Origin of the sequence: Reinekea thalattae (genome assembly GCF_008041945.1) — a bacterium.
GTDB classification, from domain to species: Bacteria; Pseudomonadota; Gammaproteobacteria; order Pseudomonadales; family Natronospirillaceae; genus Reinekea; species Reinekea thalattae.
In genome coordinates, this window is the sequence record NZ_VKAD01000001.1 from 363313 (window position 1) to 389099 (window position 25787).

Annotated in this window: 22 protein-coding genes; 9 read left to right on the forward strand and 13 right to left on the reverse strand. The window is 45.3% G+C overall.

The window, feature by feature from the left end; genetic code table 11:
- The first annotated feature begins 4 nt into the window (after positions 1-4).
- On the forward strand, positions 5-1150 hold the full coding sequence (locus tag FME95_RS01730) for an outer membrane protein assembly factor BamB (protein WP_147712579.1): 1146 nt from the start codon (positions 5-7) through the stop codon (positions 1148-1150).
- 184 nt (positions 1151-1334) lie between these two features.
- The gene (gene der, locus FME95_RS01735) at positions 1335-2717 is read left to right on the forward strand and encodes a ribosome biogenesis GTPase Der (protein ID WP_147712581.1); all 1383 of its coding nucleotides are present in this window, start codon (positions 1335-1337) and stop codon (positions 2715-2717) included.
- Positions 2718-2838: 121 nt separating this feature from the next.
- On the opposite strand, the gene xseA is transcribed toward der, so the two are convergent.
- Positions 2839-4194: an exodeoxyribonuclease VII large subunit gene (xseA, locus tag FME95_RS01740; RefSeq protein ID WP_147712583.1), complete on the reverse strand. Its 1356-nt coding sequence runs from the start codon at positions 4192-4194 to the stop codon at positions 2839-2841.
- A gap of 268 nt (positions 4195-4462) precedes the next feature.
- Between xseA and guaB the strand changes: the two genes are divergently transcribed.
- The 5 genes from guaB (at position 4463) to FME95_RS01765 (ending at position 10853) form a co-directional block, all read left to right on the forward strand.
- A complete protein-coding gene (gene guaB / locus FME95_RS01745) occupies positions 4463-5932 on the forward strand; it encodes an IMP dehydrogenase (RefSeq protein ID WP_147712585.1) in 1470 nt (489 codons plus the stop codon).
- A gap of 288 nt (positions 5933-6220) precedes the next feature.
- Positions 6221-7798: a glutamine-hydrolyzing GMP synthase gene (guaA, locus tag FME95_RS01750; RefSeq protein ID WP_147712587.1), complete on the forward strand. Its 1578-nt coding sequence runs from the start codon at positions 6221-6223 to the stop codon at positions 7796-7798.
- Positions 7799-7932: 134 nt separating this feature from the next.
- On the forward strand, positions 7933-9135 hold the full coding sequence (locus FME95_RS01755) for a Wzz/FepE/Etk N-terminal domain-containing protein (RefSeq protein WP_147712589.1): 1203 nt from the start codon (positions 7933-7935) through the stop codon (positions 9133-9135).
- Between the two features lie 27 nt (positions 9136-9162).
- Entirely contained in the window at positions 9163-9663 is a 501-nt protein-coding gene (gene tadA, locus FME95_RS01760; protein ID WP_147712591.1) for a tRNA adenosine(34) deaminase TadA, read from the forward strand.
- A 2-nt stretch (positions 9664-9665) separates the two neighbouring features.
- The gene (locus FME95_RS01765; RefSeq protein WP_147712593.1) at positions 9666-10853 is read left to right on the forward strand and encodes an MFS transporter; all 1188 of its coding nucleotides are present in this window, start codon (positions 9666-9668) and stop codon (positions 10851-10853) included.
- A gap of 22 nt (positions 10854-10875) precedes the next feature.
- Here the strand turns inward: FME95_RS01765 and FME95_RS01770 are convergent, their stop codons facing one another.
- The 12 genes from FME95_RS01770 to metG form a co-directional block, all read right to left on the reverse strand.
- The gene (locus FME95_RS01770) at positions 10876-12357 is read right to left on the reverse strand and encodes a glycogen synthase (protein ID WP_147712595.1); all 1482 of its coding nucleotides are present in this window, start codon (positions 12355-12357) and stop codon (positions 10876-10878) included.
- 14 nt (positions 12358-12371) lie between these two features.
- Positions 12372-13151 (reverse strand): hypothetical protein, encoded by a 780-nt coding sequence (locus FME95_RS01775; protein WP_147712597.1) that lies wholly within the window; start codon positions 13149-13151, stop codon positions 12372-12374.
- Between the two features lie 108 nt (positions 13152-13259).
- Positions 13260-13790, reverse strand: a complete 531-nt coding sequence (locus tag FME95_RS01780; protein WP_147712599.1) for an NUDIX hydrolase — start codon at positions 13788-13790, stop codon at positions 13260-13262.
- A 110-nt stretch (positions 13791-13900) separates the two neighbouring features.
- Positions 13901-14494, reverse strand: a complete 594-nt coding sequence (locus FME95_RS01785) for a hypothetical protein (RefSeq protein WP_147712601.1) — start codon at positions 14492-14494, stop codon at positions 13901-13903.
- Between the two features lie 107 nt (positions 14495-14601).
- Entirely contained in the window at positions 14602-15237 is a 636-nt protein-coding gene (gene nth / locus FME95_RS01790) for an endonuclease III (protein WP_147712603.1), read from the reverse strand.
- A 47-nt stretch (positions 15238-15284) separates the two neighbouring features.
- Positions 15285-15995: an electron transport complex subunit E gene (locus FME95_RS01795; RefSeq protein WP_147712605.1), complete on the reverse strand. Its 711-nt coding sequence runs from the start codon at positions 15993-15995 to the stop codon at positions 15285-15287.
- A complete protein-coding gene (rsxG, locus tag FME95_RS01800) occupies positions 15992-16678 on the reverse strand; it encodes an electron transport complex subunit RsxG (RefSeq protein ID WP_147712606.1) in 687 nt (228 codons plus the stop codon). The genes FME95_RS01795 and rsxG overlap by 4 nt, the downstream gene beginning before the upstream one ends.
- Positions 16671-17699 (reverse strand): electron transport complex subunit RsxD, encoded by a 1029-nt coding sequence (gene rsxD / locus FME95_RS01805; RefSeq protein ID WP_147712608.1) that lies wholly within the window; start codon positions 17697-17699, stop codon positions 16671-16673. Before rsxD ends, rsxG begins: the two co-directional genes overlap by 8 nt.
- A gap of 2 nt (positions 17700-17701) precedes the next feature.
- Positions 17702-19537, reverse strand: a complete 1836-nt coding sequence (rsxC, locus tag FME95_RS01810; RefSeq protein WP_246109304.1) for an electron transport complex subunit RsxC — start codon at positions 19535-19537, stop codon at positions 17702-17704.
- Positions 19534-20127 carry an electron transport complex subunit RsxB gene (rsxB, locus tag FME95_RS01815; RefSeq protein ID WP_147712610.1) on the reverse strand — a complete coding sequence of 198 codons (594 nt, stop codon included), beginning with the start codon at positions 20125-20127 and terminating at the stop codon, positions 19534-19536. The genes rsxC and rsxB overlap by 4 nt, the downstream gene beginning before the upstream one ends.
- 2 nt (positions 20128-20129) lie before the next feature.
- Positions 20130-20711 (reverse strand): electron transport complex subunit RsxA, encoded by a 582-nt coding sequence (gene rsxA, locus FME95_RS01820; protein WP_147712612.1) that lies wholly within the window; start codon positions 20709-20711, stop codon positions 20130-20132.
- A gap of 306 nt (positions 20712-21017) precedes the next feature.
- Positions 21018-23126 carry a methionine--tRNA ligase gene (gene metG / locus FME95_RS01825; RefSeq protein ID WP_147712614.1) on the reverse strand — a complete coding sequence of 703 codons (2109 nt, stop codon included), beginning with the start codon at positions 23124-23126 and terminating at the stop codon, positions 21018-21020.
- Between the two features lie 246 nt (positions 23127-23372).
- Between metG and FME95_RS01830 the strand changes: the two genes are divergently transcribed.
- Together FME95_RS01830 and apbC are read left to right on the forward strand one after the other, a co-directional pair.
- A complete protein-coding gene (locus tag FME95_RS01830; protein WP_147712616.1) occupies positions 23373-24773 on the forward strand; it encodes a mannose-1-phosphate guanylyltransferase/mannose-6-phosphate isomerase in 1401 nt (466 codons plus the stop codon).
- Between the two features lie 140 nt (positions 24774-24913).
- Positions 24914-25714 (forward strand): iron-sulfur cluster carrier protein ApbC, encoded by an 801-nt coding sequence (gene apbC / locus FME95_RS01835; RefSeq protein ID WP_246109305.1) that lies wholly within the window; start codon positions 24914-24916, stop codon positions 25712-25714.
- Positions 25715-25787: the final 73 nt, after the last annotated feature.

Here is a 25787-nt window from a genome sequence, read left to right on the forward strand (position 1 = left end):
TCATATGTTACGCCAATTAATAGCGATTACTGCCGCGCTTGTATTAGTCGCCTGTTCTAATGGTGCCTTGCGCGAGCAGCCAGCGCAATTGCCTGAGACCTTGCCGAGTGAGGCAAATTTAAAGGTACAGTGGTGGCGTATTTTAGATAGCCAAGCCGATGCCAATGCTTTTGCGCATTTGAATCCTACTGTAGTCGATGAAGCGATTTATGTTCCGCTAGCCAACGGCGAGTTATTTGAACTTGATCAGCGCGGCAAAACGGTTCGTCAGTTTTCGCTAGGTGCTGGCATTACTGCCCAAGTTAGCTATGACAATGAACAGTTTTTAGTGCTCAATAATGAAGGTCAGGCGGGTTTGTACGACACTGAATTTGAACGTCAATGGCAAACTAAATTAGGCGCGCTTTCAATAGAGCCGGCTTTGATTACCGATAGCCGAATTTTTGTGCAAACCATTGATGGCCGATTAAATGCTTTAGAGCGCATTACTGGTCGTCTGCTTTGGGCTTATCAAGATGCCGAGCCAAATTTAACCATTACTGGAACCAGTGCGCCGGTGCTAGTGAATACCGCTCAGGGTGAAGCGGTAATTACTGGTTTATCTAATGGTAAGGTTGTGGCGTTAAGCGTTACTGACGGTGCCATTCTTTGGGAATACCGCATTGCTCGTGCCAGTGGTTCGACAGATATTAGTCGCCTAGTGGATATCGATGCACAGGCAACATTGCTGGGTAATCGTTTATTAATATCTGGCTATCAGGGTGATTTAGTCGTTATCGATGTCAATTCTGGTCGTGTATTGCAAGCGGCACCGTTCTCTTCTTATCGTGCGGTTAAATCGGATGGTCGTTTGTGGTATGGCGTTAATGCTCAATCACACCTTGTCGCCATAGATCCTGCCACGATGAATGAAGTATGGCGGGTTGAGTCGTTCCAATATCGTCAGCTCAGTGATTTGTTAATTGACGGTGATTATCTGTTCGTTGCCGACATTAAAGGTTACGTGCATCTGCTTAATAAAGCAGACGGACAATGGCTCACTTCTCGCCAGATCGACTGGAAAGGCTCAAACGGTGAACCTGTTAAATATTTAGATGGCATTTTATTCCAAGGCAGCAGCAGTCGAATTAAATACCTAACTGTGCAATAGCTTCACAGACTCGTGAGCGGCTTTTCTACGCTGGCATTATTGAGGCGTAGATAAGCCGCTTTTTTGTGTTTTAGCGCGGCCTATTTTTAATAGTGATGCGGTGCTAAAAAGTATGAATTTTGGTCAAATTAGTCCAAACTTCAAAGATTCAATAGACCCATATAAACCTAAAGACGAAAATTAAATGATTCCTGTAATTGCATTAGTAGGCCGACCGAATGTCGGTAAATCAACTCTTTTCAACCGCTTCACGCGTTCGCGAGATGCCTTGGTTGCAGACTGGTCAGGCCTGACCAGGGATCGTAAATACGGTGAGGGTAAGCTTGGCGAACAGCCGTTTATTGTTATCGATACCGGTGGTGTCAGTGGTTTTGAAGAAGGTCTCGATGCTGAGATGGCAAAACAGAGTTTTGCCGCCATTGACGAAGCTGATGCGGTGTTGTTTTTGGTGGATGGCCAAACGGGCCTTACTGGCGCCGACCAGTTTTTAGCTGATCATCTGCGTAAAATAAATAAACCCATTTATTTGGTGGTGAACAAAACCGACGGCCGCGATCCTGATGTAGCCACGGCAGACTTTTTTGAAATTGGCTTAGGTCAACCGTTACCGATTGCCGCCTCGCAAAACCGAGGAGTTTCTTCGTTATTGGAAGAAGTATTGGCCAACTTCCCGATACCAGAGGATCGTCAAGATCCGATGGACGATGACACCATTCGTATGGCGATTATTGGTCGGCCAAATGTGGGTAAATCAACACTGGTTAATCGCATGTTGGGTGAAGATCGAGTGGTTGTTTACGATCATCCGGGCACGACGATGGATAGCATTTACATTCCATTTGAGCGTCATGAAAAACATTACACCCTGATTGATACGGCCGGTGTTCGTCGCCGTAAAAACATTTCTGAGGCGGTAGAAAAGTTTTCTATCGTTAAAACCTTGCAGGCCATTCAAGATGCGAATGTAGTGGTGCTGGTTATCGACGCACAGGTTGGCTTGGTTGACCAAGATATGCACATGCTGGGTTTTGCATTGGATTCAGGCCGGGCGTTAGTTCTTGCTGTCAATAAATGGGATGGTTTGCACGAAGATCAAAAAGATACCGTTAAAACGGCAATTGATCGTCGAATGCCGTTTATGGATTGGGCTGATCTGCACTTTATTTCTGCTAAGCACGGCACCAATGTTGGCCATCTGTATGAGTCGGTTGATACCGCCTATGCAAGTGCTCGTGGCCATTGGAGTACTAATCAGCTCACTACAATAATGCAGGGTGTGGTTGAGATGCATCAGCCGCCAATGGTCGGTGGACGTCGTATTAAGCTGCGTTATGCTCACCAAGGTGGTACTAACCCGCCGATTGTGGTTATCCACGGTAATCAGCTTAATAAGCTACCTGGCAGCTATAAACGTTATTTGGAAAATGCCTTCCGTAAAGCATTGAAAGTTCGCGGTACGCCGATTCGATTTGAATTCCGAGTTGGTGAAAACCCCTATGATGATGTTGCTAAGGGTCGTCGAGCACCTAAAGAAAAGGCACGTCGCGAGCATCGACGCAATAAATAAAAACAGCTTCAATCAAAGTATCAAGCGTATCAAAAGAAAAGCCTGACTGTGGCAGCGGCAACAAAGCCATGTCACAGTCGTATTTGGTTTTACTGCTTTTGCTCGCTACTGCTTTTACTCGCTATTTAATTGCAGGCTTTGTTGCCGGTTCTGTTGCAACGACTCTAGATCGAATCCGACCTTGCGCCACCTCTGTTTGAATCTCTTGGCCTTCGGCTAATTCAGAAACATCTCGAATGATATTTCCTGCGTCATCTTTGGTAATGCTGTAGCCTCGTTCCAGTGTTGCCAATGGCGATAGTATATTCAGCTGTGAGGCGCAATTGGCCAGTTGTACCTGCTTGTTGCCAAGGCTGTGTTGAATGCTATTTTGTAATCGGCTTTCTAGCTGCACCAGGCTGTTGTGCTGTTGTTTTAGCTGAGCGGCAGGGTTCATGCGTTCAAGCCGATTAGTGAGCGAGCTTAACCGCTGACTCCAAGCTAACATCGGCTGTTTGATGGCATCGATTAACTGACTTTGTTGTATGTGTAGCGACAGTCGCCATTCACTAAGCGTTTGTTGTGGGCTTTTTAAGCGCTGCCGGGTTTGCAATAGTCGTTGTCGGCTGAGCGCCAGCTTCGTATTGACGGCGTAATACAGCTTTTCAGTCAGCTGATCAACACGCTGTATACGTTCATACTGATCTGGGCTGACTAATTCGGCAGCTTGAGAGGGCGTTGCTGCTCGAACATCAGCAACAAAATCGGCAATAGAAAAATCCACTTCATGGCCAACGGCAGAGATAACGGGCAACTCCGAGGAAAATAATGCCCGAGCGACAGGCTCAGTATTAAAACACCATAAATCTTCTAATGAGCCACCGCCACGGCCGACGATCAGAACATCGACTTCATTGCGCCGATTGGCGGTTTCAATGGCTTCTACTAAGGTTTGTGTTGCTTGAGCGCCTTGAACTTGGCTGGGGTATAAAATGGCTTTTATAGCCGGGTAGCGGCGCTTTAAAACCGTTAAAATATCCTGTACTGCAGCGCCTGTGCTAGAGGTCACTAAGCCGACTGTTTGGATCGATTCTGGTAGCGGTTTTTTGTGTTCTGCGTCAAACAGGCCTTCGGCTGCTAGGCGTTCTTTCATTTGAAAGAATGCCGCCTGTAACTCACCTTCGCCTACAGGTGCGATGCTATTGGCAATCAGCTGATAGTCGCCGCGGCCTTCGTATAGGCTTAAACGGCCTTGTACCAGTACTTCATCGCCCTGTTTGGGCACATAACGATTACGCGCTAGCTGGCCTTTAAACATGGCGCAGCGAATCTGTGCGTTTTGGTCTTTCAGCGTGAAGTAAATATGCCCAGAAGCAGGGCGGCTTAAAGTCGAAATTTCACCTTGCACAGGAATCGCAGGGAATTGGCTTTCCAGTAGCTGTTTAACCTGTCGGTTCAGCTGCGAAACGCTTAATGGGGAAGAGGGTTGGTGCCACATAGAAGACTCTCGATATAGAAGACTCTTACTCTTTAATAAGAAGTCACATTAATAGTAAGAAGTCACACGATGACGCTTATTGGCTGCGCAGCCTGTCTTAGCATTCGCCAGACCCGCAAAGAGGCAGTCTATAAAAGCGCGCGATAATGCCATAAAGCTTTGCAATTAAGCAAATATGGTTATAATGCCGCGCCAATCAAAGATTGGTATCCTTAATAGCGAGGGTGCTTCATCTATCTCCTTTCCACGTTAAGCAAAGGGATACATCATGCTACGAATTGCTCAAACAGCCTTAACTTTTGACGACGTTCTTTTAGTTCCAGGCCACTCAGAAGTTCTACCCAAAGACGTGTCGTTAAAAACGCGCATCAGCCGTAATATCGCCTTAAATATTCCCCTTGTTTCTGCCGCAATGGATACTGTTACTGAATCTCGCTTGGCTATTGCCATGGCGCAAGAAGGCGGTATCGGTATTATTCATAAGAATATGACCATTGAGGCGCAGGCGCAGCAAGTTCGCCTCGTTAAAAAATATGAATCTGGCGTTGTACGTGACCCAATCACTATTGACGCCGATGCGACCATTCGCGAACTTATCGACCTAACAACCCTGCACAGTATTTCTGGTGTTCCAGTACTTAAAGATGGTGATTTAGTCGGTATTGTTACTAGCCGAGATGTTCGCTTCGAGAAAAACCTCGACAACAAAGTCTCTGACATCATGACTGGTAAAGAGAAGTTGGTGACTGTACAAGAGGGCGCTAGCCAATCGTTAGTACGCGATTTACTGCACGATCACCGCATCGAAAAAGTCTTGGTGGTTGATGATGCCTTTAAGCTGATCGGTATGATGACGGTTAAAGACATTAACAAAGCCAAAACCTATCCAAACGCCTGTAAGGATCAGAATGGCAGTTTACGTGTGGGCGCTGCGGTTGGTACTGGTGCAGATACTCCCGATCGCGTTGAAGCGCTAGTTAATGCTGGCGTTGATGTCATTGTTGTCGATACCGCACATGGTCATAGCAAGGGCGTCATCGATCGAGTTCGTTGGGTAAAAGAAAACTACCCTCAAGTTGATGTGATTGGCGGTAATATCGCCACAGCCGCTGCCGCGATAGACTTAGCCAAAGCTGGTGCTGATGGCGTGAAAGTCGGTATTGGACCTGGCTCTATCTGTACCACTCGTATTGTTGCAGGTGTTGGTGTTCCTCAAATCAGTGCCGTCGCTAATGTTGCAGAAGCGCTCAAAGAGTACGACATTCCACTGATCGCTGATGGCGGCATTCGTTTTTCTGGTGACCTTGCTAAAGCGATTGTTGCTGGTGCTTCGGCTATTATGGCTGGCGGCATGTTTGCCGGTACTGACGAATCGCCAGGTGAAGTCGAACTGTTCCAAGGCCGTTCTTATAAAAGCTACCGTGGTATGGGCTCGATGGGTGCTATGTCGCAAACACAAGGTTCAAGTGATCGTTACTTCCAAGCCGTAGAAAGTGGTGTCGAAAAACTGGTACCAGAAGGCATTGAAGGCCGTATTGCTGTTAAAGGACCAATGGGTGCCGTTGTGCACCAGTTATTGGGTGGTTTGCGAGCATCGATGGGATACACTGGCTGTAAGAACATTGAAGAAATGCGCACCAAACCAGAATTTGTGCAAATTACCGGCGCTGGTATGAAAGAATCGCACGTGCATGATGTTCAAATTACCAAAGAAGCACCGAACTACCGTGTCAGCTAATCACTGTCACCTAGTCTTTAAAGGCTAGCTAGCTCTTAGTAGTCATAAATAGCTAATGATCATAGATAGTTAGTGGCCATAAGCAGTTAGCGGCTATAGGTAGTTTGACTGTGGTAGTTAGTGACAGATAGAACGTTTAAATCGCCGAGCGCGCCCATTAGGGTTTCGCTCGGCGAGTTGTTTTATTTGTATTAAATTAGTTGTTTTACTGAACCAAGAAAACGCAATCAACATTAAGCTCGAAGGTGTCGGTTGTTGTGTTAGACAATAGATCTGAAGGCAAATTACATGACTCAAGTGAATATCCACTCCGATAAAATCCTGATCTTGGATTTTGGCTCTCAATATACTCAGCTGATTGCACGTCGCATTCGCGAGTTAGGTGTTTATTGTGAAATTTACGCCTACGACTTACCCGAACAAGAGATCAAAGATTTTAATGCTCGCGGCATTATTTTATCCGGTGGTCCAGAGTCTGTTGGTCAACAGGATAGCCCAGCAGCGCCAGATATTGTATTTAATCTTGGTATTCCGGTTCTTGGTATCTGTTACGGCATGCAAACCATGGCGCACCAGTTTGGTGGTGTTGTTTCTACCTCGAATGAACAAGAGTTTGGTTACGCCGAAGTTAAAGTTGAAAGTAACGGTAGCCTATTAAAAGGCTTATCCGATAAAGAAACCGACGGTGCGCAGCTGTTGGATGTTTGGATGAGTCATGGTGATAAAGTCACTCAATTACCTGAAGGCTTTGAGTTGATGGCATCAACACCCAGTTGCCCAATCGCTGCCATGGCCAACGAGGCTAAAAAATTCTACGGTGTGCAATTTCACCCAGAAGTGACGCACACTTTAAAAGGCCTAGAGTTGCTACAGCGCTTTGTGATTGAATTTGCAGGTTGCAAAGCCTTGTGGACACCGGCCAATATTATCGAAGATCAAATTGCAGCGGTCCGCCAGCAAGTAGGTAATCGCCGAGTATTGTTAGGTCTTTCAGGCGGTGTTGATTCGTCAGTCGTGGCTGCCTTATTGCATAAGGCTATTGGCGATCAGCTAACCTGCGTGTTCGTTGATAACGGCCTATTGCGAAAAGACGAAGGCGATCAAGTCATGAAGACCTTTGCCGAAAATATGGGTGTTAAGGTGATTCGTGCCGATGCTCAAGATCGTTTTTTAAACGCGCTTAAAGGCGAGTCTGATCCTGAAGCCAAGCGAAAAATTATTGGTCACGAATTCATCAATGTATTCGATAACGAAGCGACAAAAATTACCGATGTCGATTTTCTAGCGCAGGGTACGATCTACCCTGATGTTATTGAATCCGCTGCTTCTAAAACCGGTAAAGCGCACGTGATTAAATCGCACCACAATGTCGGTGGCTTACCAGAAGATATGAAAATGGACTTAGTCGAACCGCTACGCGAGCTCTTTAAAGACGAAGTTCGCCGCATTGGTTTAGAGCTCGGCTTACCGTACAACATGGTTTATCGCCATCCATTCCCAGGGCCAGGCTTAGGTGTACGCATTTTAGGTGAAGTTAAAAAAGAATACGCCGATATCCTACGTGAAGCCGATGCCATCTTTATGGAAGAGCTGCACGCAGCGGATTGGTACCACAAAACGTCACAAGCCTTCGCTGTATTCTTACCAGTTAAATCCGTCGGCGTGGTTGGCGATGGCCGTCGCTATGAATGGGTTATAGCACTGCGCGCGGTAGAGACTATCGACTTCATGACAGCACGCTGGGCGCATTTACCGTACGAGTTGCTAGGTAAAGTCAGTAACCGTATCATCAATGAAATTAATGGTGTCTCGCGTGTTGTTTACGATGTGTCAGGTAAACCGCCAGCGACCATCGAGTGGGAATAGGCTTTAATCAACTAGTGCGATAGTCTACGAGGCTTATCTAGATCAATAGATAAAATATTTTATTTTGGCAAGGTTTTACAATTCGGTTGTTTGAAGCAACTGTCTGTAAAGCATATACAATAAGGTAGCAATAGATGAACGATGTAAATTACAGGCATGACGATGAAATCGACCTAATAGAGCTATTTAATACTCTATGGGCTAAAAAAATACTGATTGCTGCGGTTACCGCAGTGTTCTCTATTATCGCCTTAGTCTATGTCTCTATCACACCGTCTACCTTTACTGCACAAACAATATTTCGTCCTATACCGTTATTAGAGAACTTGAAATATAGAAGCTTTAATCAATATGACGCAGTAGAGGTTAATTCAAATACGTTATTCGTGATGTTTTTGGAGCAGCTTCAGTCTAGTGATGCTATTCAGGCAGCGATGAAGGAATTGAATTTTATTGATTCTTCATTATATGACGCTGAAGCCGAATACAATTTAGCATTAGCTCAAGAAGCGTCGGAAGTTGGTGTGAAGATCATTAAAAATACGAATATTGTTACTGCAGAGGAGCCTTCTATTTATCTAGAGCTAAGCTACTCTCATACTGACGAAGAAAAATGGAAGCAATTATTAGCTTTGTTATATTCCCAAGTGAATACAGACATACGGAAAACAATTATAAGTCGAGTAGAATCAATAGTTGCGAGTGAGCGATCTAAATTAAACTTCGAGATAGAAGATATAGCAACAGCTATAGAGAATGCAGAGCGAGACTACGAACAGTTTGTATTAACTCGTATTGCCTATTTAGAAGAGCATGCAGCTATTGCAAGGTATTTAAATTTAGCAGAAGGAAGAATGGTCTCTGGCGACAAGGTGAATTTTGAAATTTCAAATGATGTCTTGATGAACTTAAACTCAAACGATGCAATGACACCAGAAAAAACAAATAACTTTGAAGCTAATAGGTCGAGTCAAAACCATGCTGACGATACAATTACCTATCTACGTGGTTATAAAGCCATAGAAAAAGAAATCGAGTTGTTAAAAAATAGAAAAAACAAGAGTTATTTCATTGAAGGCTTGTTTCAGCTAGAACAACAAAAGCGAGCTCTAGAGCAAGATAAAACATTAGAACGAATCCAAGCCGCTTTACTAGAAACGCCTATTGCTGATGAAGCTGAATTTCATTCGGTATTAGCTAATGTTGATGCCACTGAATTTAACTACAGTAAAAAGAAAATAATGATATTGGTATTGGCTATTTTCCTAGGCCTTATGTCTAGCTGTATTTTTGTGCTGTTCCGTTCAGCTGTTCAGAATAAAGCAGAACAACATTAGGATGATTAATCCATACGGCAAAGGCGAATGAGTCAGCAAGATCAACACTATATGCATCGAGCTCTTGGGCTAGCGGATAAAGCCGAGCAATTGGGTGAGGTGCCTATAGGCGCAGTGGTGGTGTATCAAGATGAGGTGATTGGGGAAGGCTTTAATCAATCCATTACCTCGCTCGACCCGAGTGCTCATGCCGAGATGGTAGCGATACGTGCAGCGGCCAAGCATATAGGCAATTATCGCTTGGTGGATTGCACGCTTTATGTCACGTTAGAGCCTTGCACTATGTGTATGGGCTTGCTGATTCACAGCCGAATTAGCCGTTTAGTTTATGGTGCGGTTGAGCCTAAGGCGGGCGCCATTTCATCGACCTTAAATATCCATAGTTTGACTCATTTTAATCATCGCTTCGATATCACCAGTGGTGTGTTGGCGGAGCAATGCTCAACTAAAATGTCGAACTTCTTTAAAGAACGCAGAGCGCGCAAAAAGCAGCTCAAAGACAGCGTTCAAGTTCATAAGGAAAGTTAAGATTGTCTCCAAGTTCGTTGTCGCTAACTCAAAAGGTGTGGCGACTTTCTCCTATTTATCTTTTTTATTTTGCCCTGTTCGGCTCTTTTATTCCTTATATTGCGCGATTTTTAATTGCCAGTGGTCTAACTGCCGTTGAGGCTGGGATCATTGTTGCCGTAGCAAATGGCGTGAATGTATTTGCACCCTTTTTAATTAGTTTTTTAGCCGATAAAACCGGTAAGCGTGTTATTTACTTGCGCATCGGTTATATCGGCATGGGGCTGTTTTATTTCGCCTCATTATTTGGTTCTGGGTTTTGGTTTTATTTTACGGTCTTTGGTTTATTTGGTATTTGCCTTTCAGCTGTATTGCCGCAAATGGAAACCATTACCTTATCGCTGTTAGGCGACCAGCGTCATCGTTATGGCCAAATTCGGCTTTGGGGTTCGATTGGCTTTGTCATTACGGTATGGCTGTTGGGCAGTTTGATCGACCTATTTAGTGTTCGCATTATTGCCATGATTGGTGCGGTGTTGTCGATGCTGATGCTAATTGCATCACTGTTTATCCCTGAACAAAAAAATACCGATACAAAGGTAGTGCTCGAAAATAAACCACAAACAGAAGCCTCACCAATCGAACTGCCAATAAACTGGTTACAGGTGAGTGGTTTACTCGTAGCGGTTTTGTTTTGGCAGTTCAGTATGGCGCCTTACAACACCTTTTTTGATTTATATATGCGAGAGCAGGGTGTGAGTGCCTCGATGAGTGGTTTTTTGCTGAGCTTTGGATCATTCTGCGAAATTGTCACCTTTATCTTTATTGCTCGGCTATTCGTTAAATACAGTGATAAAGCCTTGCTGTTGTTTGCCTTGGCAGTGACGGTACTGCGTTGGTTGGTGTTAGCTAATTTCGCACAAAGTGTTGCCGTGGTGCTATTAACTCAAGTTGCGCATGCAATCACCTTTGGTGTCACTCACTCAGTGATCGTGCATCGAATGAGTTACCTATTTCCGGCCAGCCGTGCCAGTTTTGGTCAGGGTTTGTATGTTGCAGTTGGCTCTGGCGTTGGCTTGTTTTTCGGTAATTTGATTGCCGGTGCACTCTGGGATGGCAGTGGGCGAATTTACTGGGTTGCTTCCTGCTGGGCAGGTTTAGCATTTTTAGTTGCCCTGTTGTTTATTAAAAAAGACAACAAAACTCATTAATTGCAACTTAATCTCGCTTAGCTTAAATAAGCGGATGAGCAGCTTTTTCTTGGCTTAGTAGTAATTGGTAAAACTGTTCATACTGTTGTGCGGCTTTTTGCCAACTAAAGCGTTGTTGCATTGCATTCTGTTGCAGCTGTTGCCATATATCAGGCTGTTGATTATAAACAGCCAGTAAGCGTTCCAGCTCACGTAGCAATGCCGTTGAATTAGCCTCTAAAAACATAAAGCCAGTAGCCTGGTCACAATTGGTGTAGTCGTCAGCTAATCGACAGACGGTATCTTTTAATCCGCCGACTTGTCTCACTAACGGCAGGGTGCCGTAGCGCAAACTGTATATTTGGTTCAGCCCACAGGGCTCAAAAATGGATGGCATTAAAAAAGCATCGCAGCCAGCTTCTATTTGGTGAGATAACTCGATGTCATAGCCGTTAATAAATTTAAAATTCTGCTGGTTATTTTCTGCCAGTTCTAACAATTCACTGGCTAATCGTTCATCGCCAGAACCCAATACGACAATCTGGCATTGGTTAGCCTGCATTAATTGCTTAAATGCCGGAATGAGTAGATCAATACCTTTTTGCTCAGTCAGTCGACAAATAACGCCAAGCAAGGGTTTACTGACCTCGCTAGCCAGATTCAGTCGTTGCTGTAAATCCAGTTTGCATTGCTGTTTGCCGCTAAGGTCAGAGGCAGAAAAATGGCTGCTAATATAGATGTCACTCTCTGGGTTCCATTGAGACTCGTCACTGCCGTTTAAAATGCCTTTAAAGGGCTGTGATAGGCTGTTTATCTTATCTGTAAGTCCATGTCCGCCCAGTTCTGTTTTCAGTTCCTGTGCGTAACCTGGGCTTACGGTGACAATGCCATCGGTAAAACCAAGACTGCCTTTTAGTAGGTTAAGGCCGTCCTGTTGTTTAAAATCCTGTTCGGTATAAAAGCGCTCGTCGATGCCTAAATAAGTAAGCTCACGTTGCTCGCAATACATTTGGTACGCTGCGTTATGCAGGGTCAGTATTGATCGAGTATTGGTAAAAAAGGATTCGTGTTTAAAGTGTTCGGCTAAATAAAAACCAGCCAGAGACGATTGCCAATCGTTTGCATGCACAATGTCCGGCTGCCAACTATTTAACTGACACCAATCTAAACTGGCCTTGGTCATCATTGCAAAACGAAATGGATTATCGCTATAGGCCTGCTGGCGTTCATCGTAGATACCGTTGCGATTAAAGCTATCCTTATGCGCAATAGCCACGAGCGCCAGACCATTAAAATCACCCTGATAAGCACTCACGGGTTCAGTCATAAAATGATTAATTTTGCTTTCGAAGGTTTGTTTTGGCCACGTTTGCCAAACGGATTGAATTTGTTGGTAGGCGGGTAGGGCAATTTTAACTTCATGCCCCAGTGCGCAGAGTGCTTTTGGTAGCGCATAGGCGACATCGGCTAGGCCGCCTGTTTTAATCAGCCCATCGATCTCGGATGCGATAAAAAGTATCTTCATGGAGTGAGGTGTGATTAATCGTATTCTTGTTTTTTCTTCCAGTCGTCATCGACGAATGAATCGACATTATCTTCTAGCGTATTCGCAGTCGCTTTTGCATTCTCTTCTTTGGTTTTATTCCATTGATCGAGCATGTTGTTAAGCTCGCTGCGAATCTTGACTTCTTGTTGGTGGAACTGTTCAGCATGAGCTGAACTAGAGATTGCATCTAACGCCTGTTGATAAGCACTTTGTGCTTGTCGGTAGCGTTTGGTGTTATTAAGCTCTTTTGCCGCACCAGCAAAGAATTCCACTGCTGTTTCTACAAGTTTAATTTCAACCTGCAAGATAATTTTTTCAGCATGTTCTTTGTTTAATCGACCAGTTTCGTAATTGCGACGAATAAATTGATACAGCGACTTCAACAGGCTGCGAAATAACCCAACCTGTTCTTCTGTCAATCTAATGGATTTTTCTGGTGGTGGATTATTACTCGCTTTTTCACGTGCTTCGGTTGCTTGATCTAATTCACTTTGCAGCAGCTCTTTATTGATCTTACTGAGCATAATTTGGGATTTAATATTTTGCTGTAATGCTTGATAGATAAAATCCCGTAATTCAGTCGAAAGATAACCTGCCGGAAGTAAGTTGAGTAAGTTGTTTAGCCTTTTTTGCTGCAAACGAAGCTTTTGTATCTGCTCATTACGTAATTTTTGAGCACGATGGTTCGCTTGGGAGACGAGTACCCCTATTACGATAGCAACCAAGAAGGCAAAGCCTAATATAGCTAGTAGAGTGTCGTTATTTATTGCCATGCCCTAACGATCATCCAAAGTTAAAGTGAATACTATAATGTACTTTAGCGGCGGCGTTTGAATTAAATGAAGATTCATTATTGTTATTTCAGCGATATTTTTTCTATTTTAGCCAGAAAGTGACGTGTTTAGCACCGAAAATCCGGCTTTTGGCAGTTCTAAATAGTGTTTTAGTGCACATTCTACGGTTTTAAAGGCCAGAGAAGACCAAGGGATCTCTGTTTCGTTAAAGAGTTTGACCTCGCTAGACTCCTCAGTAGCCGCAAAGCTAAAGTCTGGCATTTGAATACGATAAAACAGATGGACTTGGTGCCATTTGGGTACGCTGATCACAGCAAATAGCTCACCGGTGTCGGCTTTAACTCGAGCTTCTTCCCATGTTTCTCGTAATGCTCCCTGTAGCGTACTTTCATCGTTTTCCATAAAACCACCAGGCAGTGTCCAGTAGTTTTTTTGCGGCTCGATATTACGTTTGCATAATAAAATTCGACCATCTGGAGCAATCGGCAGGGTTAGGGTGATGGCTCTTGGGTTTTGATAATGGATGGTTTGGCAATGATCACAGACGTAGCGCGGACGATTATCACCCTCTGGAATTTTAAAAATAACCGGCTGACCACATGCACTGCAAAAATTCATAAATTACTCATTGATTAAGACTGACGACAGAGTAGCAAAAATAACTCTGAGCTGAAAAGCGTCGTTATTTACCTTGATCAGCATTGTTGAGTAGGTCTCATATTAGCTATTTATCGGCTGTTAGTCTCGTAGTGGTTGTTGGCATCATTGCCGTTATGAACGTTGGCTTGCGAGTGCTCTTTATCGTAGCGTGCGAGCTGGTGACGTATGTAATCGATTTGTAGGCCTTGCAAGGAGAGTCTCAAAGCCTGTAATACTAAAAGGCTGTAGTTGTTATGAGGGCTGCATTTAAACAGTCGAGCTTTAAAGGGGTGCGTCAGCTTCGCTTGTCGTCGCAGCTGTTCTATTCGTTCTAGAGGCAAGCTCAGTTCATCATGGCTTTGGTGCGGTTTGCGGGCTCTAAAGCGGCTCAATGGTGTCGGTGCGACGGGCTTTGCCTGAACCAGATACAGCAGTTGGTCATAGTGGTAAATAAGCTCGCTTTCGCTCAACCAAGTCAGACTATAACAATTGTTAGCTTGTGGCTCTTGAGGCGATTTTTGTCGCGATAAAGAGCATAAAGGCTGTCGCTTAGGCTTTGATAAACTCTGTGCTGGGGTTAGCTGCGTTGGTGCTAAAAACAACGAAGGCGTGTTTTCGCAGAGCGTCAATAGGTCAGGCTCTGGTTCAATGATCAATGCTGTGTGTAGTTTCGCCTCGTCCATGAAGCAGCCCTATGTTATATCGATGCTGTCTGTAACCGCAGAAAAAGACTGAGTTTGTCCATTAATCTCAGCATAAGCGGCTTTAACCGCAGCGACAAGAGCGAACGCTAATCTGAAGTTTTGTCCTTGTATTCGCACAGATCTTCAATCAAGCAGCTACCGCATTTCGGCTTTCGTGCAACGCAAGTATAGCGACCGTGCAAAATAAGCCAGTGATGAGCGTCGAGCAAAAACTCTTTAGGCACCAAACGCATAAGGCGTTTTTCTACTTCTAAAACGTTTTTTCCCGGCGCTATTTTTGTACGGTTGCTGACTCGGAAGATATGAGTATCAACGGCCATTGCAGGCTGTCGAAAGGCGGTATTTAAAACCACATTCGCGGTTTTACGGCCAACGCCGGGCAGCGCTTCGAGCGCTTCTCTGTTATCTGGAACTTCAGAATTATGGTTGTCGATCAGCTGCTTGCAGAGCTTAATGACGTTTTCTGCCTTGGTGTTGAACAGCCCGATGGTTTTAATGTAACCCTTTAAGCGATCAACTCCTAAGGCGTAAATAGCTTCAGGCGTATTGGCAACGGGGAATAGCTTATCGGTTGCTTTGTTGACGCTGACATCGGTTGCCTGTGCAGACAGGGCAACAGCAACCAATAGCTCAAAAGGGCTGCTGTAATTAAGTTCGGTTTTAGGTTCTGGGTTTTCGTTGCGTAACCGAGTAAAAATTTCAGTACGAATATCTTTGTTCATTGCCTAGCTTCCAAGATTAAAAGCACACAGGTCTAATTTATCAGTCACTAACTGATGCTGCCCGTTACTCGTACACGTTTAGAAACTTTCGGCTCGTCTGTCTGTTGTTTGGCGAGGCGTTTTTCATGGTAAGCGTCGATGGCATTTTTTGCGGCAATTAAAAAGCCTAAGCCAACAAATGCACCCGGCGGTAACACAGCAAATAAAAAGTTAGGGTAATCGTTAAATAGATTAATCTGCCAGCCTCGCGCGGATTCGCCAAAAATTAGATGCATGTTGGTGAAAAGCGTGCCTTGGCCAATAATTTCGCGCATGGCTCCCAGTATGACCAAGACCACTAAAAAACCAAAAGACATGGCAAGGCCATCGATAATTGATGGTACCAGTGAATTTTTTCGAGCAAAGGCATCGGCTCGGCCAAGAATGGTGCAGTTGGTTACAATCAGAGGAATAAAAATGCCCAGTACTTGGTACAGCTCATAAGTATAGGCCTGCATCAGCAATTCGGCGCAGGTAGTAAATGAAGCAATGATCATAACAAAAGCCGGCAAGCGGATCGCATCGGCAACGTAGTTACGAATCAACGATACCGCAATGTTTGAGCCGACCAATACTACAGTTGTTGCAAGGCCTAAGCCTAACGCGTTTACCACCGTGCCAGAAACCGCCAGCAATGGGCATAAACCTAAAATTTGTACCAGCGCAGCATTGTTACTCCACAAGCCGTTTTTAACTAGTGTCGTGACAGAATTACTCATTGTGCCGCTCCTTCTGTTAGTCCTTCAGCTAAATTTTCACTGAGCAGGCTCGCCTTATTTAATTCATAAAAGGTGAGTGTTTGTTTTACGGCTTTAACGACTGCTCGTGGGGTAATGGTTGCGCCAGTGAGTTGATCAAAACTGCCACCGTCTTTTTTTACCAACCATTGTTCGGGCGTCGGGTTGTTAAGCGACTTGCCGTTAAAGTTTAGAATCCAATCCGATTTTGCTCGTTCGATTTGATCGCCCAAGCCCGGGGTTTCTTTATGCTGAGTCACGCGAGTACCAATCACTTCACCTTGCGCGGTTAAGCCAATAATAAGCTGGATACTTTCGGTGTAACCTTCGGGTGCTTGTGCCGGTAAAATAATGGCTTGGACTTGTCCTGCTGCATTTTTAGCAATGTAGTAAGGACTGCCGTTAGAAACATTTAACAGTTCAAATTGTTGCAGTTGTGTCGCATTTAAAGGCTGCGCACTGTTAAGAATTTGCTCTGCTTTAAAGCCATCAGGCAGTAGCGATAGCAATTGACGAGCTTCGAATTGGCGTTGGTTTTCAGTGATGTTTTTCGCAGTTACTTGCTGAGTTATCGCAATAATGCCAGCAGTAAAAAAAGCAAAAATACCTAAGCCAATAGCGGAGTTTTTTATTGCTTTAAGCATTGAGGTGTTGGCTTCAGTCATCTTTTTTAAACCCCTTTACGGCGCTCTTGTGACCATAAACTCTTGGCCGAGTGTAGTGGTCAATTAACGGTGCTGCAAAGTTCATCAGCAATACGGCAAAGGCGGTTGCGTCAGGGTAATTACCCCAAGTTCGGATTAAATAGATCAGCAAGCCAATGCCGATGCCGTAAAACAGTTTGCCTTTGTTACTGGTTGCAGCAGAAGCGGGATCGGTTGCGATATAAAATGCCGCAAGCATGGTTGAGCCAGAAAATAGATGTGTTAACAGTGGCACCTTGGCATCAATATCATGGCTAAATAGCAAAGCCATCAGCGTTATAGTTGCAAGTACCGCCACAGGAATATGCCAAGTGATGATGCGCCGCCACAACATGATTAGGCCGCCAACTAAAAAGGCTAAATTCACTTGAGTCCAGCCGATCGCAAATGAACCTTGAAACAGGGGCTCAATAAGTAAATCGTTGGCGCTAAAGCGCGAGATATTCTGCTTGTAATGATCCAGTGGAGTCGCGCCGGTCAGTGCGTCAAGAGGTGCTTGGCCAAGGTTAAAAATAGTCTGTAGGCTTTCTAGTAGTCCACTTGGGCTTTCTATTGCGGCCCAGCGTGTTGTCATATAAACCGGGAGTGATACCAATAAAAGAGCGTAGGCCACCATAGCTGGGTTGAAAGGGTTTTGCCCCAGTCCACCAAATAGCTGCTTGCCAAAAATAATAGCAATGCCAGTGCCGATAACTGTTAACCACCAAGGCGCGAGTGGCGGTAATGCACAGGCTAGCAATAAGGCGGTGACTAAGGCGGAGCCGTCTTTAATAAAAAACAGCACTGGCCGCTGACGAACCTTAAGGATCGTAGCTTCGATACAAATAGCCGTTAGGCTGGCGAGAATTAGGTTGACTAAATAACCCCAGCTTAAAAAATATATTAGGCACAGAATTCCTGGAATCATGGTGCTGGCAAGTGTCAGCATAACTTTGCTGACTGAGGCCTTACCGGTAATGTGAGGCGAGCTAATAGATAGCATGATTATTGTTTATCCTTTGCTTGCTTAACTAACAGCTCGAGGCTGTTGGCTTTTTCTTGCAATTTGGTTGCTGCTTTTTTTAGCGCATTAACCATTTCAGAGCCTTCTTCTTCAGCTGCTTTAATTCGCTCAAGCGCTTTTTGATAACGAGCGTTGGCCTTGTCGAAATCGGCTTGTAACTCTTCAACAGATTTGTCTGCCGCGGGAGCTTTTTGAGCCGCTTTTTTAGCGGCGGCTCGCGCCAGTGCGGCTTTAATTGGGTCGTCTTCAGCAGGTTTGTTTTCTGCGCCTGTTTCACCGGCTTCTTCTTGTGCCTTTTTCTTTGCGGCCAGTGCTTTGGCAGCGGCTTCGGCACGAGCTTTACGACGATTTTCTTTTTCTAACGCTTCACGCTCTTGGCGTGCTTGGCGGTTTTCAAAGCGAATGCGAGCCTGTTCCGATTTTAAGTGGTCGAGCTGCTCTTGGCGCGTTTCGCCCTTGGCATAGCGGAAGTACTGCACCAATGGAATATGGCTTGGGCAGACATAAGAGCAGGCGCCACATTCAATGCAATCAGGAAGGCTGTGTAATGCCGCGTTCTCTAACTGACGGTTTTTTGCCGCCCAAAGCATTTGTTGTGGCAGTAAATTCACAGGGCAGGCCTGCTCGCAAAGGCCGCAACGAATACAGGGATTATCGGCCATCGCTGGCGGTAATTCTTTTTTGCTCGGTAACAGCAGGCAGTTGGTGGTTTTCATCACTGGTGCAGCGCTGTCTGGTACGGCAAAGCCCATCATAGGGCCGCCCATAATAATGCGATCGGCCAGTTTAAGGTCTGCTTCGACATAGCTTAATAATGATTCAATTGGCGTACCGATGCGGACTTCATAGTTACCGGGTTGGCCTGAGGCCATACCTGTTACTGTGGTAATACGACTGATCAATGGCTCATCATGAACCACAGTGCGGTAAATTTGCCGCAGCGTACCGACGTTTTGGCATAAAATGCCGACATCGCTTGGTAAGCCTGCACTCGGCACTTCAATACCAGTCGTCAGTTGGATCAGCTGTTTTTCACCACCAGAAGGGTATTTGGTTGGCACAACGGTCAGCGTTATTGCCATATTCAATTGTTGCGCAGCCTCTTTTAAGGCGGCAACGGCTTCTGGTTTGTTATTTTCAATACCGATAATGATTTTATTAGCACCGCTCAGTTGCTGGCTAATTTGTGCACCCAAAAGTATTTCGCTTGCGTAGAAGCGCATCAGTACATCGTCGGAGGTGATGTAAGGCTCACACTCGGCAGCATTAATCAGTAGGGTATCGATCTTTGCATGCTTGTTGCTGTATTTGATATCGGTTGGAAAGCCTGCACCACCGAGGCCTACCAAACCGCCAGAGTGAATACGCTGGAGTAATTCCGCGGCAGGTTTTTCTTGCCAATTTGGCCAAGGCTGTTGTGCTCGCCATTGGTCTTTTTGGTCTGGCGTAATGCATATGGCTTCGACTGCAAAACCAGACTCATGAGCAAAGGCGTGTTCTGCAATAGCAGAGATATGGCCGGAAGTTGGCGCATGGATATTAGCCGAAATACCCGCTTGAGCTTTGGCGATCAGTTGGCCTTTTAACACCTGCTCGCCAACAGAGACAATAGGAATAGCTTGCGCACCTATGTGCATAGACAGAGGTAGCCATAGCTCGCTAGGCAGAGGTGCGGTTTTAATGGGCTGCTGATTGGAGAGCGACTTCTTATCGTCTGGGTGAATACCGCCTGGTATTGACCAAGCTTTTCCCATAGTTATCATTTTATCAGAAGCGATAACGTTGCCGGTGGCGATGTTGTCGGCGGATGAATTCATGAGGCGTTCTCGTTGGCATGGGCGACCAAACCGCTTCTGTCGGTCGCGATTAAATCTAAAACATTAACTGGCTTATCGGCATGCCAAGTTCTTAATGTGGTCTCAATCGGTACCATGTCGATGCAATCAACCGGGCAGGGCTCAACACATAAATCGCAGCCGGTACATTCCGACTCAATGACGGTGTGCATCTGTTTAGCGGCACCTAAAATGGCATCGACAGGACAGGCTTGAATACATTTAGTACAGCCAATACATTCGGCTTCACGAATGACAGCGATCTTTGGTGTGCTGTCGGCACCTTCTTCAGCATCGAGCGGTAAAACTTCGACATCGAGCAAATCAGCCAAGGCCTGAATTGTGGCTTCACCGCCAGGAGGGCATTTATTGATGGCTTCACCGGCGGCAATACCTTCGGCGTATGGTCGGCAACCAGGATGGCCGCATTGGCCACATTGGGTTTGCGGCAATATATTGTCGATTTCATCAACAATCGGGTTACCTTCGGGTTTAAAGCGAACAGAAGCAAAGCCCAACAAAGCGCCTAATATGGCCGCTAAAATCAGCAGAGTGACAACGGAGATAATCATAGTTAGCCTGCCACCAAGCCAGAAAAGCCCATAAAGGCAAGCGACATAATGCCGGCAGAAATCAGGCCAATGGCTGCGCCTTGAAAGGGCTTCGGTACATCGGCTAGGTTAATGCGTTCACGCATTGCCGCAAACAGAACTAATACTAATGAAAAGCCTAATGCTGCGCCAAAACCGTATAAGAAGCTTTCTAATAGCGAATTTTGGCGGCTAATGTTCAGTAGCGCGACACCCAATACTGCGCAGTTAGTGGTGATTAGTGGCAAAAAGATACCTAATACGCGATACAGTAACGGGCTGGTTTTACGCACCATCATTTCGGTAAATTGCACCATGAAGGCGATGACCAAAATAAAGCTGATGGTTTTTAAATAAACTAAGCCTAGCGGCTCTAGTAAAAAGGTATAGACGACATAGCTGGCAACCGAAGAAAGTGTCAGTACAAAGGTTGTTGCCGCCGACATGCCTACGGCGGTCTCCAGTTTATTCGACACTCCCATGAACGGGCAGAGGCCTAAAAACTGAACCAGCACGAAGTTGTTCACGAAAACCGTGCCAATCAGTAAAAGAATGTAGTCAGTCATTTATTATCGTCTATTTATTGGTTCGTCAGCTGGCAAGCTTTACTCGTAATCAGTTGCCTATTTTTAATACCGTAACGAATCGAGTTATAAAATTTGGGGCGTTAATATCAGTCGCGTTATTATCGTTATAACAGTTATATCAAACAAGCGGGATCTTCTGTTATTTTTATAGTTATTTGGAATAACTATGTAATCTTAGTGAGGCAGGTAAAAAGCAGAATAAGGATTGAGTTGTTTAGTAGAGACTCGCTTTCTAAGCGAGCAGCCACAGAGTAACGACACTCTGTGGCTGTTTGATCGCCTAAATTAGCTAATTCGGGTTCCTGGAGGGATGTTCACATCGCCTTCCATAATCCACAAGTCTTTGCCTTCACCGGCGGCAAGTACCATGCCTTCCGACATGCCAAAACGCATTTTTCGTGGTGCTAGGTTGTAGACCAATACCAGATTTTTACCGATTAGGTCTTCAGGTTGATAATGGCTTTTAATGCCTGAGAATACTTGGCGAGTCTCGCCATTGCCGACATCGAGCTGTAATTGCAGCAATTTATCGGCGCCTTCCACATGGTTTGCTTCAAGCACTTTGGCGATGCGCAAATCGACTTTAGCAAAGTCGTTAAAATCGATCGGGCCATCACCTTCACCTGCCGGTTTCGTATCTGACGATTTGGCTTTTTTATCTGCCTTTTTGTTTTGCTCGGCGGCAGGCGCCGCTTTGCCTTTAGCCGCTTCGCGTGCCACGTCTTGCTTGGTTTCTTCTATTAAGGCTTCAACCTGTGTCATCTCGATACGGGTCATCAGTGGCTTAAATTTATTAATCGCGTGGCCGGTCAGTGTTTGTTCTAGGTCGGTAAAGTTAAGGCTGTCGACGTTTAAGAACGTACGCGCTTTCTCCGTTAGGTTTGGTAATACCGGGCCAAGGTAAATCGCGAGTGCTCGGAACAGGTGAATACCCATAGAGCAAATATCCAGCACTTCTTGCTCTTTGCCTTCTTCTTTAGCCAGCGCCCAAGGTGCTTTCGCCTGAATATATTCGTTGGCCTTATCGACCAGCGCCATAATTTCACGAATCGCTTTGCTGTATTCACGAGCTTCATAAAGTTCGGCGATGTTTGCTTTGGCTGCAATAACCTCTGCTAACAATTCAGGTTCGGCAATGTTCTGTGAAAGCTCACCGCCAGCTTTTTTGACAAAACCTGCGCAACGGCTGGCAATGTTAACGAACTTGTTAACCAAGTCTGTATTCACACGCTGGACAAAGTCTTCTAGATTTAGGTCAATGTCTTCCGTGGTAGAGCCGAGCTTAGCAGCATAATAGTAGCGTAACGCTTCTGGGCTTAAGTGTTTTAAGAAGGTGCTGGCCATAATGAAGGTGCCGCGAGACTTAGACAGTTTTTCACCGTTAACGGTAATAAAGCCATGCGCGAAAACGCCGTTAGGGGTTTTAAACTCTGCGCTGGTCAGTACGGCAGGCCAAAATAAGGCATGGAAGTTAATGATGTCTTTGCCGATAAAATGGTACAGCTCGGCATCGGCGTCCTTTGCCCAAAAGTCGTCAAAGTCGAGGCCTTCGGTACGGTTACACAAATCCTGAAAACTGGCCATGTAACCGATAGGCGCATCCAGCCAAACATAAAAATACTTGCCTGGGGCATTAGGGATTTCAAAGCCAAAGTAGGGCGCATCACGAGAAATATCCCAAGCTTGCAAGCCTGAGTCGAGCCATTCCGAAAGCTTGTTGGCAACACTGGTTTGCAAGGTGCCAGAGCGAGTCCACTGTTGCAACATGTCTTGGAATTGTGGCAAATCAAAAAAGTAATGCTCAGATTCTTTTTCGACTGGTGTTGCTCCGGTATAGGCTGATTTCGGGTTGATCAGTTCGTTGGCTTCGTAAGTCGCCGAGCAAACTTCACAGGCATCGCCGTATTGGTCTTCGGCTTTACACTTAGGGCAGGTGCCTTTTACAAAGCGGTCGGCTAAGAAAATCTGTTTTTCAGGGTCGTACAGCTGGCGAATCGTTTTAACGGTGATGTGACCGTTTTCTTTTAAACGATTGTAGATCAACGAAGAAAGCTCACGGTTCTCATTCGAATGAGTGCTGTAATAGTTGTCGTGACCAATTAGAAAGCCTTCAGAATCCGCTTTATGGTCGGCATTCATTTTGTCGATCCATTGCTCCGCTGTAACACCTTCTTTTTCGGCTCGCAGCATTACCGCGGTGCCGTGGGTGTCATCGGCACAGACATAAATACATTGGTGGCCCATACTTTTTTGGAAACGCACCCAGATATCGGTTTGGATCTGTTCCATCATATGACCTAAATGAAGTGGGCCATTAGCGTATGGAAGGGCACTGGTAACGAGAATTTTTCGTTGACCAGAGTTCTGTGGAGCAGCGTTTTGTAGGGCAGTCATATGCGCGACTTGTATCCTCTATCTAATTGTTCTGAAACTCAGGTGACATCCCTAAGCTCAGAGGTATCTTTAATGTAGCCAGCTATTCTAACCTGAAGCCGCTTGAGTCGTCATCCATTGTGCGATAAGCAGTTGGCTAATATTTGCGTTCTGTGCCGTAAGCAGTGACAATTGCCGCCATTTTAACGACGAGTATTTATTAAGATCGGTCGTTTACTTATTTTTAGACTCAAAAAGGAATCGAACGTGGTTATACCTGTATTATTAGCTGGCGGTGTGGGAAGTCGTTTATGGCCGTTATCGCGAGAGCTCTATCCTAAGCAATGCATTAACCTGTTTGACCCAACTAAAAGTTTAATTCAACAAACCGCAGAGCGGGCGCAAACGGCCAAGCTTGCTGAGCCGATCGTGGTTTGTAACGATGAACATCGGTTTCTTATAGCACAGCAATTGGCGGAAGCTGATATCAAGGCCGACATTATCCTTGAGCCTAGCGGTAAAAATACCGCTCCAGCCATCGCATTGGCTGCTTTTAGAGCGCTGGCTCTTGACCCAGAAGCAGTTTTGGTTGTGTTGCCAGCCGATCATGTCATTAAAGATCAGGCGCAATTTAACGCAGCATTAAAGCAGGCAGTTAGTGAAGCGAAAAAAGGCAAACTAGTCACTTTTGGTGTTAAGCCTGCCTATGCCGAGACTGGTTACGGTTATATTCAAGCCGAGCAACAAGGCTGTGTTAGCGCGGTACGCGCCTTTAAAGAAAAGCCCGATGCTGCAACTGCCGAGCAATACCTAGCAGCGGGTAATTATTATTGGAATTCAGGTATGTTTGTCTTTAGTGCTCAAAGTTACCTGAGTGAGTTGCAAAGTCTGCAGGCCGACATTTTTAACGCTACCGAACAAGCCTATAAAGAACATAACATCGATCTGGACTTTATCCGTGTCGGTGCTGAAGCCTTTGCGCAATCGCCAGCCGATTCTATCGATTACGCCATTATGGAAAAAACCGATAAGGCCGTGGTTGTACCTTACCATGGCGACTGGAACGATATTGGCGCATGGGCTGCGTTATACGACCTTAACGAAAAAGATGACAACGGCAACGTACTGTTTGGCGATGTACTCACCCATGAAGCCAGTGGTAACTACATCCGTAGTGAAAACCAGTTGATTGCAGCCGTCGGCGTTGAAAACCTCGCTGTAATTGCCACTAAAGATGCCGTCGCCATTGTGCCGCGTGAACGTGCGCAAGATGTTAAACATATAGTGCAGCAGCTAAAAGACGCAGGTCGTACCGAGCATGAAATTCATACCAAAGTGCATCGCCCTTGGGGCTCTTACGAAACCATTAATCTAGGCAACCGTTACCATGTAAAAAATATTATGGTGAAACCTGGTGAAAAGCTTTCGGTACAAAAGCATCATCATCGTGCCGAACACTGGATTGTCGTTAGTGGTACAGCAAGCGTAACTATCGATGATAGCGTACAGATGGTGACAGAGAATCAGTCAGTCTACATTCCGCTCGGTGCCGTTCATGCATTAGAAAACCCTGGTAAAATCCCTTTAGAGCTTATCGAGGTACAAACCGGTGCTTATTTAGGTGAAGATGACATTATTCGCTTAACTGATCGCTATGGCCGTGTATAGGCTTGTTAAACTTAACCTCTTGGTAGGTAAAAGATTAAGCAAGCCTAAGTATGGCGTTAGGCTTTGAAACCGGAAAACCTTAAGGGCTAAGCATTTAAGTATTTGGTTAATGCACATTCAGGCAAAGTTAAGGAAAAGGCATGACTATGGAAAACGTAAAAAAGATAATTGCCGTTGCTTCAGGTAAAGGCGGCGTCGGTAAATCTACCACGGCGGTGAACCTAGCCTTAGCATTGCAACAACAGGGCAAGCAAGTCGGCCTGCTCGATGCCGATATTTATGGCCCCAGTGTCGCGCTCATGATGGGTGTTGCTGAAGGCACTAAGCCAGAAGTGATTAACGAAAAGCAAATGCAGCCGATCATGGCGCATGGCATTCAAACCATGAGTATTGCTTATCTTATTACCGATAAAACACCGATGGTTTGGCGTGGTCCAATGGCCTCTGGCGCATTGCAGCAATTATTAACGCAAACCAACTGGCAAGGACTCGATTACTTAGTCGTCGATATGCCACCTGGTACGGGTGATATCCAGTTAACGCTCGCGCAGCATGCGCAAATTAGCGGTGCTGTGATTGTCACGACACCGCAAGATGTTGCCTTGCTGGATGCTAAAAAAGGCATCGAAATGTTCCAAAAGGTTAACGTGCCTATTTTAGGCGTGGTTGAAAACATGGCGGTACACATCTGTTCGCAGTGCGGCCACGAAGAACATATTTTTGGTGACGCTGGTGGTAAAGCATTAGCGCAACAATACGGTGTTGAGTTATTGGGTCAATTGCCACTCAGCTTACAGGTGCGAACGCAAATGGATGCTGGGCAACCGCAAGCGCTACAAAATGAAGTGGGTATAGCAGAGGCTTACCAACAGATGGCGGTTAAGGTCATAGCTGGTTTGGACAGTGCAGAAGATGCCTTGCCAGAAATCACCCTCTCGTAACAGCGTGATGTTGCTTGGTATCAAAAAATATTTTTATTTAACTTATTTAATTAAGCATTTTAAGAGAGCATAG